The following is a 17,913-nucleotide window of genomic DNA, read 5'->3' as shown; positions in this document are numbered from 1 at the left end:
TCTTGGCCCGGCGAGTCGCCGATCAAGCGGCCCCGGTGCCGAGCAAACTGAATAGCCGACAACTGAATAGCCGACAGGGAGAGGAAGCCGGAAGGCCGACTCGACCCGACAGACAAGTGCCCCGCGTCCGCAAGCAAGCAGCACGCGCGATCCCGCGGCGTGAGAGGGCCGGTCCTCGGTAGTGGCCCCCGGTCAGCACGGCGACAGCCGTACAGACGGAACCGGGCGCTTCGATCGAAGACCGGCACTGCACCTGAACGGGGAGCCCGGCAGACGAGGACGCGGGAGACCGACCCGAGAAGGAGGTCCCCCGTGGAGGGTGTCCACAACACGGAAGCCGTGATCGACAACGGCTCCTTCGGCACGCGCACGATCCGGTTCGAGACCGGTCGCCTCGCGCGGCAGGCGGCGGGAAGCGCCGTCGTCTACCTGGACGACGAGACGATGGTCCTGTCCGCCACCACAGCGTCCAAGCATCCCAAGGAGAGCCTGGACTTCTTCCCGCTCACCGTTGACGTCGAGGAGCGGATGTACGCCGCGGGCCGGATCCCCGGCTCGTTCTTCCGCCGTGAGGGCCGGCCGTCGGAGGACGCGATCCTCACCTGCCGCCTGATCGACCGTCCGCTGCGCCCCTCTTTCGTCAAGGGCCTGCGCAACGAGATCCAGGTCGTCGCGACCGTCATGTCGCTGCACCCGGAGCACCTGTACGACGTGGTCGCGATCAACGCGGCCAGCCTGTCGACCCAGCTCGCCGGGCTGCCGTTCTCCGGCCCGATCGGCGGCGTCCGCGTCGCGCTGATCGAGGGCCAGTGGGTGGCGTTCCCGACCCACTCCGAGCTGGAGAACGCGACGTTCGACATGGTCGTAGCGGGCCGCGTCCTGGCCGACGGCGACGTCGCGATCATGATGGTCGAGGCCGAGTCGACCCGTGACACGCTCAAGCTCGTCGCCGAGGGGGCCGTCGCGCCCACCGAGGAGACCGTGGCGCAGGGCCTCGAGGCCGCCAAGCCGTTCATCAAGGTGCTCTGCGAGGCGCAGGCCAAGGTCGCTCAGGTCGCCGCCAAGGAGACCGCCGAGTATCCGATCTTCCTCGACTACCAGGACGACGCCCTGGAGGCGATCACCGCCGCGGTCAAGAGCGAGCTCGCGTCGGCGCTGACCATCGCGGGCAAGCAGGAGCGGGAGCTCGAGATCGAGCGGGTCAAGGCGCTGGCCGCCGAGAAGCTGCTCCCCGACTTCGAGGGCCGCGAGAAGGAGATCGGCGCGGCGTTCCGGTCGCTGACCAAGAAGCTGATGCGCGAGCGCGTCATCAGCGAGGGCGTCCGCATCGACGGCCGTGGCCCCAAGGACATCCGGCAGCTCAACGCCGAGGTCCACGTGGTGCCGCGGGTGCACGGCTCTGCCCTGTTCGAGCGCGGCGAGACCCAGATCCTGGGCATCACCACGCTGAACATGCTGCGCATGGAGCAGATGATCGACACGCTCAACCCCGAGCGGACCAAGCGCTACATGCACAACTACAACTTCCCGCCGTACTCCACCGGTGAGACGGGCCGTGTGGGCTCGCCGAAGCGGCGCGAGATCGGCCACGGCGCGCTGGCGGAGCGGGCGCTCATTCCCGTGCTGCCGTCGCGCGAGGAGTTCCCGTACGCCATCCGCCAGGTGTCGGAGGCGCTCGGCTCGAACGGCTCGACCTCGATGGGGTCGGTCTGCGCCTCCACCATGGCGCTGCTCGACGCTGGCGTCCCGCTCAAGGAGATGGTGGCCGGCATCGCGATGGGCCTCATCGGCGAGGGCGACCAGTACGTCACGCTGACCGATATCCTCGGCGCCGAGGACGCCATGGGCGACATGGACTTCAAGGTCGCCGGCACCAAGGACGTCATCACGGCCCTGCAGCTCGACACGAAGCTGGACGGCATCCCGGCCAGCGTGCTCGCCGCCGCGCTCAAGCAGGCGAGGGGCGCCCGGCTGGCGATCCTCGACGTCATGCAGGAGGCCATCGACTCCCCGGCGGAGATGAACCCGACGGCGCCGCGCATCATCACGATCAAGGTCCCGGTGGACAAGATCGGCGAGGTCATCGGCCCGAAGGGCAAGATGATCAACCAGATCCAGGACGACACCGGCGCCGAGATCACCATCGAGGACGACGGCACGATCTACATCGGCGCGACCGACGGCCCCTCCGCCGAGGCGGCCCGGTCCCTGATCAACGGCATCGCGAACCCGCACATGCCGGAGGTCGGCGAGCGCTACCTGGGCACGGTCGTCAAGATCGCCGCCTTTGGCGCGTTCGTGTCGCTGCTGCCCGGCAAGGACGGCCTGCTGCACGTCTCCCAGATCCGCAAGCTGCACGGCGGCAAGCGGATCGAGAACGTCGAGGACGTCATGAACGTCGGCGAGAAGATCCAGGTGGAGATCGCCGAGATCGACTCGCGCGGCAAGCTCTCCCTGGTCCCGGTCGAGGTCGTGGAGAAGGAGGCGGCAGAGAGGGCCGCCGCCGGTGACGGCGAGGGGTCGCCTGCCCCGGCCGCCTCGTCTGACGAGGCGTCCGAGCCCAAGGAGGAGCAGCGGTCCGAGAGGCCGCGCCGCAGCCGCACCCGCGGCGGACGGGATGACCGCAACTCGTGACGACCACGACTCTGTACCCCGGCAAGGACGGCGCGGGGGTCATCCGCCGCACCGTCCTCCCCGGCGGACTCCGGGTGGTGACCGAAACCATGCCGACCGTGCGCAGTGTCGCGGTCGGCATGTGGGTCGGCATCGGATCTCGTGACGAGGCCCCCGAGCACATGGGGGCCACCCACTTCCTCGAGCACCTGCTCTTCAAGGGCACGCCGACGAGAGACGCCATGGAGATCTCGGCGTCCATCGAGGGCATCGGCGGGGAGATCAACGCCTTCACCGCCAAGGAGTACACCTGCTACTACGCGCGGGTGCTCGACGAGGACCTGCCGCTCGCCATCGACGTGCTCGCCGACGTGGTGACCTCCTCCCTGATCACCGCCGAGGACGTGGAGTCCGAGCGCGGCGTGATCCTCGAGGAGATCGCCATGCACGACGACGACCCGTCCGACGTGGTGCACGAGCAGTTCTCGGCCGAGCTGTACGGCGACACGCCGATAGGGCGGCCGATCCTCGGCAACGAGGACTCGATCAACGCGCTCACCCGCGACCGGATCCTCGAGTACTACCAGCGCTACTACCAGCCGCCGCAGACCGTGGTGTCCGTGGCCGGCAACGTGAACCACGAGCGGGTGGTCGAGCTGGTGGCCACGGCGTACGAGCGGGCGGGCGCCCTCGGCGGCTCCGCGCAGCCGGCGCCGCCGCGTCTCGACGGGCCTGGGGTCGACGAACGCTCCGGCGTCCGGGTCGTCGACCGGCCCACCGAGCAGGCCAACCTGGTGCTCGGCACGACCGGCGTCTCCCGCACCGACGAGCGCCGTTTCGCGCTGGGCGTCCTGAACGCGGCACTCGGCGGCGGCATGTCGTCGCGGCTGTTCCAGGAGATCCGGGAGAAGCGCGGCCTGGCCTACAGCGCCTACAGCTACACCTCTCAGTACGCCGACACCGGCCAGTTCGGGATCTACGTCGGCTGCCTGCCGTCGAAGATCGACGACGTGCTGAAGATCTGCCGCGACGAGGTCGCCAGGGTCGTCGCCGAGGGCATCACCCCCGACGAGATCGCCCGTGGCAAGGGCCAGATGCGCGGCGGGCTCGTCCTCGGCCTGGAGGACACCGGCTCGCGCATGTCCAGGATCGGCAAGAGCGAGCTCGTCTACGAGCAGCTCATGTCGGTCGACGAGGTGCTCGCCCGGATCGAGGCCGTCACGGCTGACGACCTCGCCGTGGTCGCCGCCGACATCCTCAATCGGCCGATGACGCTCGCCGTGATCGGTCCGTACGCGGACAAGGACTTCCGCTTCGCCATCGCCTGAGCGCGTGTGAGAAGCCGCGCGGCACCCCTGTGGGCCGCGCGGCTTCGCTGTTACGGCTGTCGCCGGGTGGGGCCTCACCGCCGCCGTGGCGTCCCTCTCCGGCTCCGCTCCACGTCGCGCCCGCCGCCCGCCGTCACGCCATCCCGTCGGTATGGCTATAGCCTTGGGCCGTGATTAAGGTCGGTGTTCTGGGCGCTCGCGGGCGCGTTGGCGTGGAAGTCTGCAAGGCCGTGCACGCGGCTGAGGATCTGGAGCTGGTGGCGGCCGTCGACAAGGACGACCCTCTCGACTCACTGGCGAACGCCGAGGTCGTGGTGGACTTCACCCACCCGGATGTGGTCATGGCCAACCTGGAGTGGTGCATCGGCCACGGCATCCACACGGTCGTCGGGACGACGGGGTTCGACGCGGAGCGGCTGGAGACCGTGCGGGGCTGGCTGGCCGCCAACCCCGGGACCAACTCGCTCATCGCCCCCAACTTCGGGATCGCGGCCGTGCTGATGATGCACTTCGCCCAGCAGGCGGCCAAATATTTCGAGTCGGTCGAGATCGTCGAGCTGCACCACCCCCACAAGGCCGACGCGCCCTCAGGCACGGCTCGCCGTACGGCGGAGCTCGTCGCGGAGGCGCGCAGAAAGGCGGGTCTGGGGGCCTCACCCGACGCCACCACGTCGGAGCTGGAGGGCGCTCGCGGCGCGTCGGTCGACGGCGTTCATGTGCATGCCGTACGGCTGGCGGGGCTGATCGCCCACCAGGAGGTGATCCTCGGGGGTGAGGGCGAGATCCTGACAATTCGTCATGACACGATGAACCGGTCATCCTTCACTCCGGGCGTTCTTCTCGGCGTTCGCCGAGTTCGGGAGCTCGACGGCCTGACGGTGGGGCTTGACCGCCTCCTGGATCTATAAGCCTCATCCGCCGGGTGCGCGTGTCTTCACCACGCCCGAAGCGGCCTGTGGAAAACGCCTGCGAATAGCCGTGCGGGCCTCGCCATCCTTCGCCAAACTGTGGCGAGGCCGCCGGTCGGCGGCTTTCCGAGCGAACTCTCCAGGAGAAAGGCATGACCACCATGGTTGGCGAGGACTTCGAGGACCGCATCACCGGCCTCGAGATCGACGTGCAATCCATCAAGATCCTCATCGGCGGTGTCGACAACAAGGTCGAGCGCGTGCGGCTGGACGTGCAGCACGCGCAGGGCGCCAACGTGCGCATGATCCAGGCGCTCCGTGATGACATGACGGAGTTCCGTGACAGCGTCGAGGCGCGTTTGGCCGAGGTCAACCTCCGCTTCAACGCCATGGACCGCCGCTTCGACGCGGTGGACGATCGGCTCGACGCGGTGGACGACCGGTTCAACAAGGTGGACGACCGGTTCGACAAGGTGGAGGACCGGTTCGACGCGGTGAACCGCCGGTTCGATGAGGTGGACGCGCGGTTCGATGAGGTGATCGCGCTCATCAAGGAGATGGCGGGCGGGCCGGCTCAGTCCGCAAGCTAACTGACGATCGCGAAGGCCCTACCGCGAAGGGCGAACGGCTGCCGACCCGCGAGCGGCAGCCGTTGTTCATGTCTGGCGTCAAAGCGTCGCCCGAGCTGCTGCTCAGCGCGATGGGCCGGGTTTGGGCCGAGGAGGAGCCCAAGGCGACGCCCTGAAGGTCATCTTCAGAAGCTGAGGCCGAGGGCGAAGAGGGCGCCGAAGACGAGTTGGAGGCGCCCGGTGTGCTGCAGCGTGGCGATGAGCGCCGGACCGGTCGCCCCAGAGCGGACGGCCTTGACCGGCGCCACCGCGAGAGGAAGCGCCAGCACGGTCAGCACGCTGAACGGCCGCACCGGCACGAGGCCGAGCGCGACCACGAACGGCAGGATCAGAGCGGCCGAATAGAGGACCCGGGTGCGGGTGTCGCCGAGGACGACGGCGAGCGTGCGCTTGCCCGTCAACCCGTCGGTCCCGAGGTCGCGAAGGTTGTTGACCACCAGAAGCGCGCAGGCCAGGAGCCCTACGGGAACGGCGGCGGCGAGGGACAGCCAGCTCAGGCGCTCGAGTTGGACGTAGGTCGTCCCCGCCACCGCCACCAGGCCGAAGAACGCGAAGACCGAGATCTCGCCCATGGCGCGGTAGCCGTACGGGCGCGAACCTCCGGTGTAGAACCAGGCGGCCAGGATCGAGGCGAGGCCGATGAGCAGGAGCCACCACGCGCCGGTGGCTACGACGAGGGCGAGGCCGGCGACCGCGGCGGCGAGGAAGCAGCCCAGCGCGGCGGCGAGCACCGCTTTCGGCGTGGCCGCCTCCGAGCCGACCAGCCGCATCGGGCCCACCCGGTCCTTGTCGGTGCCCTTCACTCCGTCGCTGTAGTCGTTGGCGTAGTTCACCCCGACTTGGAGCGCGAGCGCCACGAAGAGCGCGGTGAGGGCCCGCCACCAGACGGCGCCGCCTTCCGAGATCGCCACCCCGGTGCCGACGGCAACCGGGACGACCGCGGCGGGGAGCGTGCGTGGGCGTGCGCCCGCCAACCACTGAGCCGGTGTGGCCACTTTTCTACCTGCCTTTCGGGGGCGTGCGCACATGCATGATCACGGACGGGGTGACCGCAGGTCACCGCGGTGATGTGGGAACTTGCGCATGATCACGCCCAGGATATGCGCACGTCAGAGAGCATCCGCCGGAAGGGGTGCATGATCACGGCGAGGGGGTGGGGGGTTAGCTGATGTCGGTGCTGAGGCGGACCATCCGGATGGGGCGGCCCATGTCGAGCACCCTCTCAGCCTCGTCCTCGCCCCAGCCGGCCGACTCCAGGAAGCCGAGCATTGGATGGTTGTCGGCGAAGACCCAGGTCACGACCGTGCTGTAGCCGTCCTCGCGGAGGTGGTCCACGGTGGCGTTGAGCAGGCGGCTGCCATGGCCGCGCCGGATGTGGTTGGGGTCGACCAGCAGCGTCAGCAGCTCCGCCGTCCTGGCGGGACGCAGGTCGGGGTCCTCCGCCGGACCGTGCGAGGCCAGCCCCACGACCCTGTCGGACGCGCGGGACGCCGCGCTGGCCAGGATGCCGCCCGGCCCGAGAGCGGCGAAGGCGTCGGTGTCGGGGACGACGCGCTCGACGGCCACGAGAACGCGGTGGCGCGGAGTGGGCGGCGAGAGGATCGCCTCGTCCCACTGGCGGCGCCACATCTTCTCGGCCGCGGGCCCGGTCATCTGCTCCAGGGGGCCGGGAGGCAGGAAGTCGCGATAGGCGGCTTTCCACGCCCGGATCTGGGTGCTCGTCACCGCGTCGACGTCTTCGAGACGGGCAGTTCTAACACCCATTCGGCCGGCTCCTTTCTGTGCCTGTAACACCGTACTGGTCAGGATGGCCTGGCCGTACCTTCAGACTGGCGTCGTGCCCGATATGCCCGTGTTTTTGTTCGGTTTCCGCACACTCGCATGGAGCACCAGGAGCGTGAACGGTTCTTTGACGAGTCGATGAACGCCCACTGACAGGTGCTCTCGACGCACACCTTGAGGCGGCGCCAGGTTCCGTCGGCGTGGGCGGCGGGGATCAGCGCCGCGATCCTCGCCAGCCCGGCCGCCACCCCGCACACGGTCGGCTCCAGCGTGGGCGCCCCTCCGGCGAGCGTCACCCGCATCGGAAGCGCCGCCAGAGCCGAGTCCAGCTCATCGGGGGTCTCGTACGGCACGCCGTCGTGGTTGTGGCGCAGGGCGCCGCGCAGCCCCTCGCGGAGGTGGGTGGCGACGGTGAGGTCGCGGTCGACGGCGCGGTCGGCCTCGCCGATCAGGCCCCGCTCGCGCAGCCAGACGGTGAGCTCGGCCGGCGAGGCGAGGTCGTCCGCGTCGCCCTCGACGTCGTAGGTGTTCACGAAGTCGCGGAGCAGCTCCGCTGGGCCCGTCATGTGCTCCATCACCCCTGCTCGCATCACTCCTGATCGCCCACCCTGTGACCACTGTACGGCAGTAGCGGGTTGCGAAATAACGACACCTGTGTAAGCCTTTTGAGGGTGTCTTAACTTCCCTTGGAGGAGCCATGCGCGTGAGCTACCTCGCCTACCTGGCGATGCGGGAGCGCGACCGCCGCGAGCGGCAGCGTGCCAGGGCGGCCAGCGACAAGAAACGCCGATAACCCTCTCTCAGCAGTCTTCGAGGGCGCGGGCGAGGCGGCGGACGCCGTCGTCGAGCTCCGCGAGGCCGGCCGCGGCGGTGTGCGTGAGCCGCAGCCGCGGCCCGGGAGGCTCGGACGGGTAGTAGATCCGTCCTGGGCTCACCAGGACGCCCCTGAGCCGGGCCGCCTCGACAACGGATTTCTCGTCCATGCCGGGCGGCAGCCGTACCCACACGTGGAGCCCGCCGCGGGGGACGAGGTGGATCTCCACGGCGGGGGCGTGCCGCGCGAGCCCCGCCAGCAGAGCCTCCTGGCGGGCGGCGATCTCCTGCCGGACCGTGCCGAGGTGACGCCGCCACGCCGGTGACGTGACGAACTCCAGCGCAGTCTCCTGCAGCGGCCGGGCGACGAAGAACGACTCCACGACCTGACTGGCCCGCAGGCGGTGCGCGGCCGGACCACGCGCTATCAGGCCCGCCACGCGAAGGCTGGGCGAGGAGATCTTGCTGAGCGACAGCACGTGGACGACCGTGCCGTGGGAGTCCATGGCCACCATCGGTGGTGGGACCGCCCCGGGGGTGAGATCGGGGGCCCCCAGATAGCGGGCCCCCAGGTAGCGGGCATAGTCGTCCTCGATCACGAAGGCTCCGGCCGCCCGCGCGACCGCCAGGACCTGATCCCTCCGTTCGCGGGTGAGCGTCGCGCCGGTCGGGTTGTGCAGCGTCGGCTGGCAGTAGAAGACCCGGGCGCCGGTCACCGCGAACGCCTCCGCCAGCAGGTCGGGCCGCACCCCGTCATGGTCCATCGGTACGGCTGTCGCCCGCAGGCCGGCGGCCTTGGCGGCGGCGAGCGCCCCCGGATACGTCGGAGTCTCCACGAGTACCGGCTCGCCGGGAGCCGCCAGCGCCCGGAAGGCGTGCGTGAGCGCGGACTGGCCGCCGCTGACCACGAGCACGTCGTTCTGCGTCACCGCGCCACCCGCGCCACCCGCCTCACCGGCGAACCACCTGCGCAGGTCCGCCAGGCCGTTCAACGGCGGCAGGGCCCAGGCGTCCGGTCTCCGTACGGCTCTCGCCGCCGCCGCCGACAGCGCCTTCACCGGCCGGAGCTCGGGGTTGAGGTAGCCGCCGGTCAGCGGGATCACTCCCTCGCCGGGCTGGGCGAGCAGGCCGGCCACGTCGGCGTCGTCCACCACCCGGTCTCCGAGGGCGACCGTCTGCCATGACGGGTCAGGCGCCTCGGCCACTGGGCGCCGGACGGGGGCGACGAAGGCGCCGCTGCCCGGCCGGGTCACGATCCGCCCCTCGGCGGCGAGCTGCGCGATGGCGCGGGAGACCGTCACGGGGCTCACGCCGTGGCGGCGCATGAGCTCCCTGCTCGACGGCAGCCGGTCACCGGGTCGCCCCCGATCCGCCTCTTCGCGAAGGATCCCGGCAAGACGGACGATACTGCTATCGTCATTCATGAAAGCCGACAATAGCGCTATCGTCACGGGGTCGATAGCGGCACCTCCCCTCACGCGCCGGCCCGCCTGGCGGGGCACCCTGCTCGCCGGAGTCGGCGTGCTGTCGTTCTCCGGCTCGTTTCCGGCCACCGTCTTCGCGATGCGCGGCTTCGATCCCTACCTGGTGGCCATCGGCCGGGCCGCGCTCGCGGCGCTCGCGGCCGTCGTCTGCCTCAAAGCCGCCGGAGCGCCGCTGCTGCCGCCACGGGCTCACCTCCGGTCGTACGCCCTGATCGCGCTCGGGGTGGTCTTCGGCTTCCCGCTGTTCAGCGGGCTCGCCCTGCACAGCGGCGCGAGCACGGCGCACTCGGCCGTCGTCATCGGCCTGCTCCCCGCCGCGACGGCGGCCTTCGCCGTACTGCGGGCGGGAGAACGGCCGAGGCCCCTCTTCTGGCTCGCGTGCGCGGCCGGGGCCCTGTCCATCACGGTCTTCACCCTCACGCGGGGGAGCGGGCACCTCGCCGGGGCGGACCTGCTTCTCGTGCTGGCGCTGCTGTCGGCGGCCGTCGGCTACACCGAGGGCGGCCGGCTCGCCCGGGAGACCCCCGGCTGGCGGGTCATCTCGTACGCGCTGGTCGTCGCGGCCCCAGTGACCGTGCCCGCGACGGCCGTACTGGCCCTGGTGACGGACCCTCGGCCGAGCGGCGTGGCGGTGGCCGGGTTCGCGTACGTCGGCCTGATCTCGATGTTCCTCGGGTTCATCCCCTGGTATGCCGGGCTCGCGATGGGCGGCATCGCCCGAGCCGGGCAGGTCCAGCTCACCCAGCCGCTGCTCACGCTGGCGTGGGCGTGGCTGCTGATGGGGGAGCGCTTCGGAGCCGCCACCATCGCGGCCGCCCTGGCCGTACTCGTGTGCGTAGCCGCCACCCAGTCCACCCGCCCCAGGGGGTGATCATGCACAGGCTCCTCGGTGTGGCCTCTGACCGGCGACAACCCCGCACGTGATCATGCGCCCGCCGTACCGTGCCCGGTTACCGGTGTGGGCGACGCGCGAGGGGACCCAACGTGCTTGCCCTGAACACGTGCTCGCTCTGAACCCCAACGATTCTTTGGCCCTGCTCGTCTTTAGAGAGTGACGCCGAGCGCGAGAGGTGACCGTGGCGACCTGGGATCAAGTCTTGGAGGTCTTGATCGTTGAACGCGGCTGGGCCTTGAAGCGGCATGCCGTCCTGTTGTGCGGGAACGAGTCCGAAGCCGAGGACTTGGTCCAGGACGCGTGCGTTCGGGTGCTGGGGCGCCCCCTCACGAGCGGGGACGTCTCGCAACTCGAACAGTACGTTCGCAAGACGATGGTCAATTTGGCCATAGACAGGCACCGACGGCTGTCTCTGTGGCGGAAGGCGATACCGAAGCTGTCAAGTCAGGGCGAGGTGCCAGATCCCTCCATTGACATCGCGGTCACACAGGATCTGCGCACTGCCCTCCAGCAGTTGTCCCCGCGTCAGCGGGCATGCGTGGTTCTCCGCTACTACGACGATCTGGCCGTGGGGCAGATCGCGGCTGTTCTGGGCTGTGGCGAGGGCACGGTGAAGCGGCATCTCAGCGAGGGATTGGCAAGGTTGGGGCTCGTTTACCGATCATCAGGAAAGGACGCCTCGTGTCCATCGACCCACGAGAACTGAGAGACGGTCTTCGTGACATCGTCGCGGAGACGCCGCCGCTGAGTTTCACCGCGGAACAACTGGGTCATCGGGTCGGGCGTCGCCGCCGTGCCTGGACGGTGTCGGCGGCGACGGCCGGGCTACTCGTCGCGACCGCGATCCTTGTGCCAGGCCTGGCTTCGAACCGAGGAGGCGATGAACGTGTAACCTCGCTCAGCCCGGCTTCCGCGCCCTTTCAGGGGCCCACTGGGGTGGGTCCGCAGGCGCTCAATGACTGGCGAGCGTTTCCCGTTCACCGCACGCCACGGCCCATCCTGCTGCTCGATGAACTGCCCAAGGTGGAGGGCGAGGCCGCCGGAAATGCGAAGACGGCACTGCTCGCGCGCCGGTTCGAGCTCGCGGGGACCTTGCCCGAGCACGCCGGCGGTAAGGTCACGGTGCTCCTTTCTGACGGAAGCGCGTCGTTGGACTCGATCACCGCCGCCGAGGCGTTCGAGGCCATGAACGCGCTCAAAGGCCCGGTCGAGGGCACGCCGTCACCGCCGCTGCGCATCACGGGAGCCACGTTGGGGTCGGCGCTGTTCAGCACCGATCGGGGCCCCAGAACCCTGCCCGCGTGGCTGTTCCACTCCCCGGCCGTCAGCGGGGACATCGCCTGGCCCGCGCTGACACCCGAGGTGTTCTGGCGGTTCGACAGGCTTCATCACCCGTCGGCCACCGTAGGCTTCGCCCGTCTCGGCGCTGACGGGCGGGCGCTCACTGTCACCATGCCCGCTCCGCCCACTGCGTGTCCCGGCGAACCGATCCTGCAGTACGACCCAGTTTTCAGGGAATCTGAAACCGCTGTCGCCATCGGGCTCACGACCAGGACCGTCGGCACCGCCCCGGGAACCGTCAAGGAGCACTGCACCACGCCGGCAGTGTTCCGTACACTGCCCTACCGGATCCGGTTGGCCGAGCCGCTCGGCGGCCGAGTTCTCGTGGACGCCGCTGGCGCACCCGCGACGGTGTCATCGGAGTGACCATGCAGGGCCTCGCTGTCGGCGCTAGCGGGTGGGTGTCGCCGTCGTAGTCGAGCACGGTCACACGGTACGCAGCGCCACTGACATCACCAGGCGTCCACCGGCCTCGTGTGGACGCGGTTCAGTTCAGTCGCGTGGCCACTTCTCCGGTGGTGAGACGTAGGTTCCGCGATAGGGAACGGTGAACACCCATCCCTTCTCGCGGAGAGCCGCGACGGCCTGGCGAGCGGTGACCTTGGCCACGCCGTACTGCTGCATCAGGGCCTTTTCGCTGGGGATGGGCCGATTGGGCTTGAACTCCCTGCGCCGGATGCGTTCGGCGATCTCCTCGGCGATCTGCTGGTAGAGGGCGATCTTGCGGCGAGCGCGTGGCGCTGAGTCGTCACCGACGAACGTGCCCTCGCCCTGAACCGTATAGACGAGGCCCTGCTCGCGCAGCTCACGCGCGACGCGGCGGGCCGTCGTCCTGGCGATGCCGTACTCCGCCTCAAGCTCGGCCTCGCTGGGCATGGGGTTGCCCGGCGGGAGCTCCCCGTTGTCGATGCGATCGCGGATGATGTCCGCGATCTGCTTGTAGACCGGTATGGGTCCGTCTCGGTCAAGCACAGTCGAACGATAGACCAAACCGTACATGTTTGCATAAAGCAGACACTCACTAACACCGAGTCATACGGGCTTATAGACCAGTAGTATCGAGAGGACTTAGAGTCAACTCTGCAATCCTGCGTCTGGAATCCGGCGCCAGGCGGTGTCGGTGACGATCACGTGGTCGAGGAGGCGGAGGCCGACGGTGTCGGCGGCCTCGTGGAGGCGGGCGGTGACTTGGAGGTCGGCGGTGCTCGGGTCCAGGGATCCGCTGGGGTGGTTGTGGGCGAGGCCGAAGGCGGCCCCGCCGGAGACGAGGACGGTGGTGATGATGTCGCGGACGGGCGCGGGAGTGTGGTCGCTTCCGCCTTCGCTGATGACGACACGGCGGATCACGGCGCCACGGGGGTCGCAGATCACCACGACGAGCCGCTCCCGCGGATATCCGTGGAGGAGGGGCGCCGCGGCGGCCGCGATGTCGGCCGAGCAGGTGATGCGGCTGCGCTCCGGCTCGGCCTGTGCCCGCCGTACGAGATGGAAGGCCGCGGCGACGCGCGCCGCCTTGGCGGGCCCGACTCCCGGCACGGCGAGCAGCCGGTGCGCCTCGGACCGGGAGAGCTCGCCCAGGTCGCCGCAGTGGGCGATGACCTGGGACGCGAGCTCGACGGCGCTGACGCCCCTGCTGCCCGAGCCGAGCAGCAGGGCGAGCAACTCCCGGTCGGCCAGCGCCGACGCCCCCGATGTCAGGAGCCGCTCACGGGGCTGGTCGGTCGGGGGCAGGTCCTTGACGCGCATCGGCACCTCCGGATGGGGAATCCGGGATGGTTGTACCAGTGGCCACCGACAGTCAGAGGTGGACGGGAATCCCGTAGACAAGGCGGAACCTGTCACCCGGGATCACGATGTCACTGGTCTCCACCGGGCGCTCTCCGGCCCAGTAGGTGCGCTCGACATGCAGGACCTGAACGCCGGCGGGGAGCACCAGCAGGTCGCTCTCGGTCGGCTGGGGCACCCGGACGTGGACCGTCTCGCCGATCTCGGTGACCGGGGTGCCGTTGGCCGCCATCCGGGACACCGCGCTCCGGCGCTCGTTCGTCCCCTCCTCCGGGGCCTGGCTCTGGCCGAACTCGACCAGCTCGTACGACGTGGCGAGCTGCATCGGCTTGCCGTCGCCGCGGAAGACGGAGCGGATTCTGATCACCGGGCTCCACTCGCTGAGCTGCAGACGCTGAGCGATCTCCGGTGGTGCCTCGGAGAGCTCGCTCCGCCAGGTCCACGTGGGATGCCGGCTGCTCGCCTGCATGTCCATCGCGAACGGCGTGTGGGGCTCGGGGACGCGGCTCCGATAGAGGGGGAGCAGCGTCGGTTTCTCGCGCACCCGGTGCCCGGATCCGACGCGGCCGACGATCAGGCCCTCCTGGGCGAGGACGCGGAGCGCGTGGCGGGCGGCGGTCTCGCCGACGCTGTACTTCCTGGTGATCTGGTGCCGGGAGGGGATCGGCGCCCCCGGTGGGAGCGTGCCATCGACGATCTGACGGCGGAGGTCCTCGACTACGCGCAGGTAAACCGGATCAGAGTTGGCCATCAATCCATCCCTCGGGGGCTGAACGGATTCCCAATGGTGGCGTATTCGACAAGCAACCCAGAGTAATGGACCCCGCCTGTGATTCCAACTTTGCCAGCCGAAAGGCCACAAATGGGCGCATCTGGTACTCCGCCGTCAAATCCGGCAAGTCCTAGAGTTTCCGCTGATCAACGGCGGACTCCTCGCGCCGCGAAGTCGTCCTCGGTGAACGTGCCCCCGCCGTACCACGGGATCCATGTCGCGCCGCTTCAGTCCGGCCACGAGCGAATCAACTGGATGGTGCCGACGCACCGGAGCGACCGGATCCGGGTCCGCAGGCACACGTGCGACTGCAAGGCGACGATCTATGAGTTGTGCCACGCCGGCGGGGTGCTGTTCATCCGGCGGACGATCCGCAGGGACGAGGGCAACCGCGTCCATGAGACGGAGCGGCTCATCACCGTGCGCATGGAGGACCTCTGGACCAGGCTGATCTTGGGGCAGGCGCGCTGACCGCAGGGGCGCATACGGCGGATCCGAAAAATTCTCACCAGGAGCGTGTAACGCGGCCGTAAGACGCGGCGATTCTCCGGTAGAGGCCGCTGATGTGTGTACCCCCGAGCACATATCGGCGGCCTCTTTCGCCGCCCCCGGTCCCGCGCTCCCATCCCGGAAGCCGCGACGCCGCTGGTGACTTGGGCACAACGGGGTGGCGGCGTCCACGGGCCTCCCCGGATCCAGGTAGCGTTCGCTCTATGGCATCGCCAACTGGAACCTCCGACGCCCCCTTCGGCCGCATGCTGACCGCGATGGTCACGCCGTTCACCTCCGACGGCGCGGTCGACTACGAGGGTGTCCAGCGCATCGCCGCCTATCTTGTGGACGAGCAGCGCAACGACGGCCTGGTCGTCAGCGGCACGACAGGGGAGTCTCCCACCACGACCGACGAGGAGAAGGACCGCATCCTGCGGGCCGTCCTCGAGGCCGTGGGGGACCGGGCCGTCGTCATCGCCGGGGCCGGGAGCAACGACACCCATCACAGTGTCGAGCTGGCCCGCGCCGCCGAGCGTGCGGGGGCGCACGCCCTGTTGGTCGTCACGCCGTACTACAACAAACCGCCGCAGGAAGGTCTCTACCGCCACTTCACCGCTGTCGCGGACGCGACCGGCCTTCCGGTGATGCTCTATGACATCCCCGGCCGCACTGGCGTGCCGATCCGGACCGAGACGCTGATACGGCTCGGACGGCACCCGCGCATCGTCGCGGTCAAGGACGCCAAGGCCGACCTTTTCGCGGGTTCCCAGGTCATGGCGGCGACCGACCTGGTCTTCTACTCCGGCGACGACACGCTCAACCTGCCGTGGCTGTCGGTCGGCGCGGCCGGGCTCGTGAGCGTCGTCGGCCACGTGGCGGGCGCGGAGCTCGCCTCCATGATCGATCGCTATCGCTCCGGCGACGTGGCGGGCGCCCTCGCGCTCCACCGCCAGTTGCTGCCGGTGGTCACGGGCATCATGACCCGCACCCAGGGCGCGATCATGTCGAAGGCGGCGCTGAAGCTGGCCGGGCAGGACGGCGGATCCGTACGGCTTCCGCTCGTCGACGCCACTGAGGAGCAGGTCGCGCTGCTGCGTGAGGACCTCATCGCGGGCGGTCTCAAACTTGTCGATAGCTAACAACAAAAATGGAGCCGAATGAGCGAGCGAAATACCGGAAGCCGTAGCCGTCACGCCGGGTGCGGAGGAGCTCGCATGAGCGAGCGTAGCGAGCGAATCAATCAACGCAGCGCCTGGCGAATGCCACTCCGAGCCGAAGGCGAGGAGACGGCATGAGCCACCCGCATCCCGAGCTGGGGCCGCCCCCGCCGCTGGCGGACAACGGCCTGCGCATCGTCGCCCTCGGCGGCCTGGGCGAGATCGGCCGCAACATGGCGGTCTTCGAGTACGACGGCCGCCTTCTCGTCGTCGACTGCGGCGTGCTGTTCCCCGAGCCGGACCAGCCCGGCGTGGACCTGATCCTGCCGGACTTCGACTACATCCGCGGCCGCCTGGACGACATCGAGGCGGTCGTCCTCACGCACGCGCACGAGGACCACATCGGCGCCGTGCCGTACCTGCTGCGCGAGCGGACGGCCATCCCGCTGGTCGGCTCGCGGCTCACGCTGGGGCTGATCGAGAGCAAGCTGTCCGAGCACCGGATCCAGCCGGTCAAGGTCGAGGTGGTCGAGGGCGAGCGGCGCAGGTTCGGGCCGTTCGAGTGCGAGTTCTTCGCCGTCAACCACTCCATCCCGGACGCGCTGGCCGTGGCGATCAGGACGCCGGCCGGCATCGTGCTGCACACCGGCGACTTCAAGATGGACCAGCTCCCGCTCGACGGGCGGCTGACCGACCTCGGCGGCTTCGCCCGGCTGGGGGCGGAGGGCGTCGACCTGCTGATGTCGGACTCCACGAACTCCGAGGTGCCCGGTTTCGTCACCAGTGAGCGGGACATCGCGCCGGTCATCGACGACGTGTTCCGCGCGGCCGACAAGCGGATCATCGTCGCCAGCTTCGCCTCGCACATCCACCGGGTGCAGCAGATCATGGACGCCGCGGACAAGCACGGCCGCAAGGTCGCGCTGATCGGCAGGTCCATGGTCCGGAACATGGGCGTGGCCCGTGATCTCGGTTACCTGAAGGTGCCGCCGGGCCTGCTGGTCGACTCCCGCGAGATCGAGGAGTGGCCGCCGGAGGACGTGGTGCTGATCTGCACCGGATCCCAGGGCGAGCCGATGGCGGCGCTGTCCCGCATGGCGAACCGCGACCATCCGATCCGGATCGCGGCGGGCGACACGGTCCTGCTGGCGTCCTCGCTGGTGCCGGGCAACGAGACGGCGGTCAACAAGGTCATCAACGGCCTCACCCGCTGGGGCGCGCGAGTCGTCCACAAGGGCAACGCCCGCGTGCACGTCTCGGGTCACGCCGCCGCCGGGGAGCTGCTGTACGTCCTGAACCTGACCAAGCCGTCCAACTTCATGCCGGTCCACGGCGAGTGGCGGCATCTGCGGGCGCATGCTCGTCTCGCCGCCCTCACGGGTGTGCCGGAGGAGAACATCGTGATCGCCGAGGACGGCGTCGTCGTGGACCTGGTCGACGGCCACGCCGCGATCGTCGGCGCGGTGCCGTGCGGGTACGTCTTCGTGGACGGCACGTCGGTCGGCGACGTCACGGACGTGGCGCTCAAGGACCGGCGCATCCTGGGCGACGAGGGGTTCATCTCGATCGTCGTGGTGGTCGACTCCACCACCGGCAAGCTCACCGGCGGCCCGGAGATCACCGCGCGTGGCTCCGGCATCGACCCGGAGGCGTTCGACGCGGTCATCCCGCAGATCGAGATCGCGCTCCAGGAGGTCGCCGCGGCGGGCGTGGCCGACGTCCTGCAGATCCGCCGCACCCTCCGCCGTACGGTCGGACGCTGGGTCAGCGACACCTACCGCCGCCGCCCGATGGTCATCCCGGTGGTCGTCGAGGTCTGAAATCCGTACGAACACGCACCGAGGCCGGCCGTCGTCGCCGGCCTCCGGTGAATATGCCGTTGCGTTCGGGGATGGGCGTGGCATAGCGTCCCGC

General features: G+C 69.5%; 17 protein-coding genes. 10 read left to right on the top strand and 7 right to left on the bottom strand.

Going from position 1 to position 17,913, the window contains the following annotated elements:
* The first annotated feature begins 312 nt into the window (after window positions 1-312).
* The 4 genes from ABH927_RS08365 (at window position 313) to ABH927_RS08350 (ending at window position 5,439) form a co-directional block, all read left to right on the top strand.
* Window positions 313-2,634, top strand: a complete 2,322-nt coding sequence (locus tag ABH927_RS08365) for a polyribonucleotide nucleotidyltransferase (protein ID WP_370019610.1) — start codon at window positions 313-315, stop codon at window positions 2,632-2,634.
* On the top strand, window positions 2,631-3,941 hold the full coding sequence (locus tag ABH927_RS08360; RefSeq protein ID WP_370019609.1) for a M16 family metallopeptidase: 1,311 nt from the start codon (window positions 2,631-2,633) through the stop codon (window positions 3,939-3,941). The genes ABH927_RS08365 and ABH927_RS08360 overlap by 4 nt, the downstream gene beginning before the upstream one ends.
* A gap of 170 nt (window positions 3,942-4,111) precedes the next feature.
* Window positions 4,112-4,849, top strand: a complete 738-nt coding sequence (gene dapB, locus ABH927_RS08355; protein WP_370019607.1) for a 4-hydroxy-tetrahydrodipicolinate reductase — start codon at window positions 4,112-4,114, stop codon at window positions 4,847-4,849.
* Between the two features lie 152 nt (window positions 4,850-5,001).
* The gene (locus ABH927_RS08350) at window positions 5,002-5,439 is read left to right on the top strand and encodes a hypothetical protein (protein ID WP_370019605.1); all 438 of its coding nucleotides are present in this window, start codon (window positions 5,002-5,004) and stop codon (window positions 5,437-5,439) included.
* Between the two features lie 164 nt (window positions 5,440-5,603).
* Here the strand turns inward: ABH927_RS08350 and ABH927_RS08345 are convergent, their stop codons facing one another.
* The 4 genes from ABH927_RS08345 to ABH927_RS08330 all read right to left on the bottom strand — a co-directional run bounded on the left by ABH927_RS08345 (window position 5,604) and on the right by ABH927_RS08330 (window position 9,497).
* Window positions 5,604-6,473 (bottom strand): 1,4-dihydroxy-2-naphthoate polyprenyltransferase, encoded by an 870-nt coding sequence (locus tag ABH927_RS08345; protein WP_370019604.1) that lies wholly within the window; start codon window positions 6,471-6,473, stop codon window positions 5,604-5,606.
* A gap of 166 nt (window positions 6,474-6,639) precedes the next feature.
* Window positions 6,640-7,242: an N-acetyltransferase family protein gene (locus tag ABH927_RS08340; RefSeq protein WP_370019602.1), complete on the bottom strand. Its 603-nt coding sequence runs from the start codon at window positions 7,240-7,242 to the stop codon at window positions 6,640-6,642.
* 38 nt (window positions 7,243-7,280) lie between these two features.
* Window positions 7,281-7,826, bottom strand: coding sequence for a CGNR zinc finger domain-containing protein (locus tag ABH927_RS08335; RefSeq protein WP_370019600.1), 546 nt, complete (start codon window positions 7,824-7,826; stop codon window positions 7,281-7,283).
* 234 nt (window positions 7,827-8,060) lie between these two features.
* Window positions 8,061-9,497 carry a PLP-dependent aminotransferase family protein gene (locus tag ABH927_RS08330; RefSeq protein WP_370019599.1) on the bottom strand — a complete coding sequence of 479 codons (1,437 nt, stop codon included), beginning with the start codon at window positions 9,495-9,497 and terminating at the stop codon, window positions 8,061-8,063.
* Here ABH927_RS08330 and ABH927_RS08325 point away from each other — a divergent pair.
* The 3 genes from ABH927_RS08325 to ABH927_RS08315 all read left to right on the top strand — a co-directional run bounded on the left by ABH927_RS08325 (window position 9,496) and on the right by ABH927_RS08315 (window position 12,159).
* Window positions 9,496-10,428 (top strand): DMT family transporter, encoded by a 933-nt coding sequence (locus tag ABH927_RS08325; protein ID WP_370019597.1) that lies wholly within the window; start codon window positions 9,496-9,498, stop codon window positions 10,426-10,428. The two genes, ABH927_RS08330 and ABH927_RS08325, sit on opposite strands and share 2 nt — an antisense overlap.
* A 226-nt stretch (window positions 10,429-10,654) precedes the next feature.
* A complete protein-coding gene (locus ABH927_RS08320; protein WP_370019595.1) occupies window positions 10,655-11,158 on the top strand; it encodes a SigE family RNA polymerase sigma factor in 504 nt (167 codons plus the stop codon).
* A 230-nt stretch (window positions 11,159-11,388) separates the two neighbouring features.
* Window positions 11,389-12,159: a hypothetical protein gene (locus tag ABH927_RS08315; protein ID WP_370019593.1), complete on the top strand. Its 771-nt coding sequence runs from the start codon at window positions 11,389-11,391 to the stop codon at window positions 12,157-12,159.
* 126 nt (window positions 12,160-12,285) lie between these two features.
* Here the strand turns inward: ABH927_RS08315 and ABH927_RS08310 are convergent, their stop codons facing one another.
* The 3 genes from ABH927_RS08310 to ABH927_RS08300 form a co-directional block, all read right to left on the bottom strand.
* The gene (locus ABH927_RS08310) at window positions 12,286-12,765 is read right to left on the bottom strand and encodes a GntR family transcriptional regulator (RefSeq protein WP_370019592.1); all 480 of its coding nucleotides are present in this window, start codon (window positions 12,763-12,765) and stop codon (window positions 12,286-12,288) included.
* A gap of 102 nt (window positions 12,766-12,867) precedes the next feature.
* Window positions 12,868-13,539 carry a RadC family protein gene (locus tag ABH927_RS08305; RefSeq protein WP_370019590.1) on the bottom strand — a complete coding sequence of 224 codons (672 nt, stop codon included), beginning with the start codon at window positions 13,537-13,539 and terminating at the stop codon, window positions 12,868-12,870.
* A gap of 52 nt (window positions 13,540-13,591) precedes the next feature.
* Complete coding sequence (locus ABH927_RS08300; RefSeq protein WP_370019588.1) at window positions 13,592-14,329, bottom strand: GntR family transcriptional regulator; 738 nt, start codon at window positions 14,327-14,329, stop codon at window positions 13,592-13,594.
* 204 nt (window positions 14,330-14,533) lie between these two features.
* Here ABH927_RS08300 and ABH927_RS08295 point away from each other — a divergent pair, with 204 nt between their 5' ends.
* From ABH927_RS08295 to ABH927_RS08285, 3 genes are all read left to right on the top strand, one after another.
* Entirely contained in the window at window positions 14,534-14,821 is a 288-nt protein-coding gene (locus ABH927_RS08295) for a hypothetical protein (RefSeq protein WP_370019586.1), read from the top strand.
* A gap of 242 nt (window positions 14,822-15,063) precedes the next feature.
* Complete coding sequence (gene dapA, locus ABH927_RS08290) at window positions 15,064-15,981, top strand: 4-hydroxy-tetrahydrodipicolinate synthase (protein WP_370019585.1); 918 nt, start codon at window positions 15,064-15,066, stop codon at window positions 15,979-15,981.
* A gap of 152 nt (window positions 15,982-16,133) precedes the next feature.
* Window positions 16,134-17,819: a ribonuclease J gene (locus tag ABH927_RS08285; protein ID WP_370019584.1), complete on the top strand. Its 1,686-nt coding sequence runs from the start codon at window positions 16,134-16,136 to the stop codon at window positions 17,817-17,819.
* The last annotated feature ends 94 nt before the right edge of the window (window positions 17,820-17,913 follow it).

Origin of the sequence: Planotetraspora sp. GP83, assembly GCF_041262585.1 — a bacterium.
Taxonomy (GTDB): Bacteria; Actinomycetota; Actinomycetes; order Streptosporangiales; family Streptosporangiaceae; genus JAOEGB01.
This window is presented reverse-complemented; position numbering and strand designations above follow the sequence as displayed.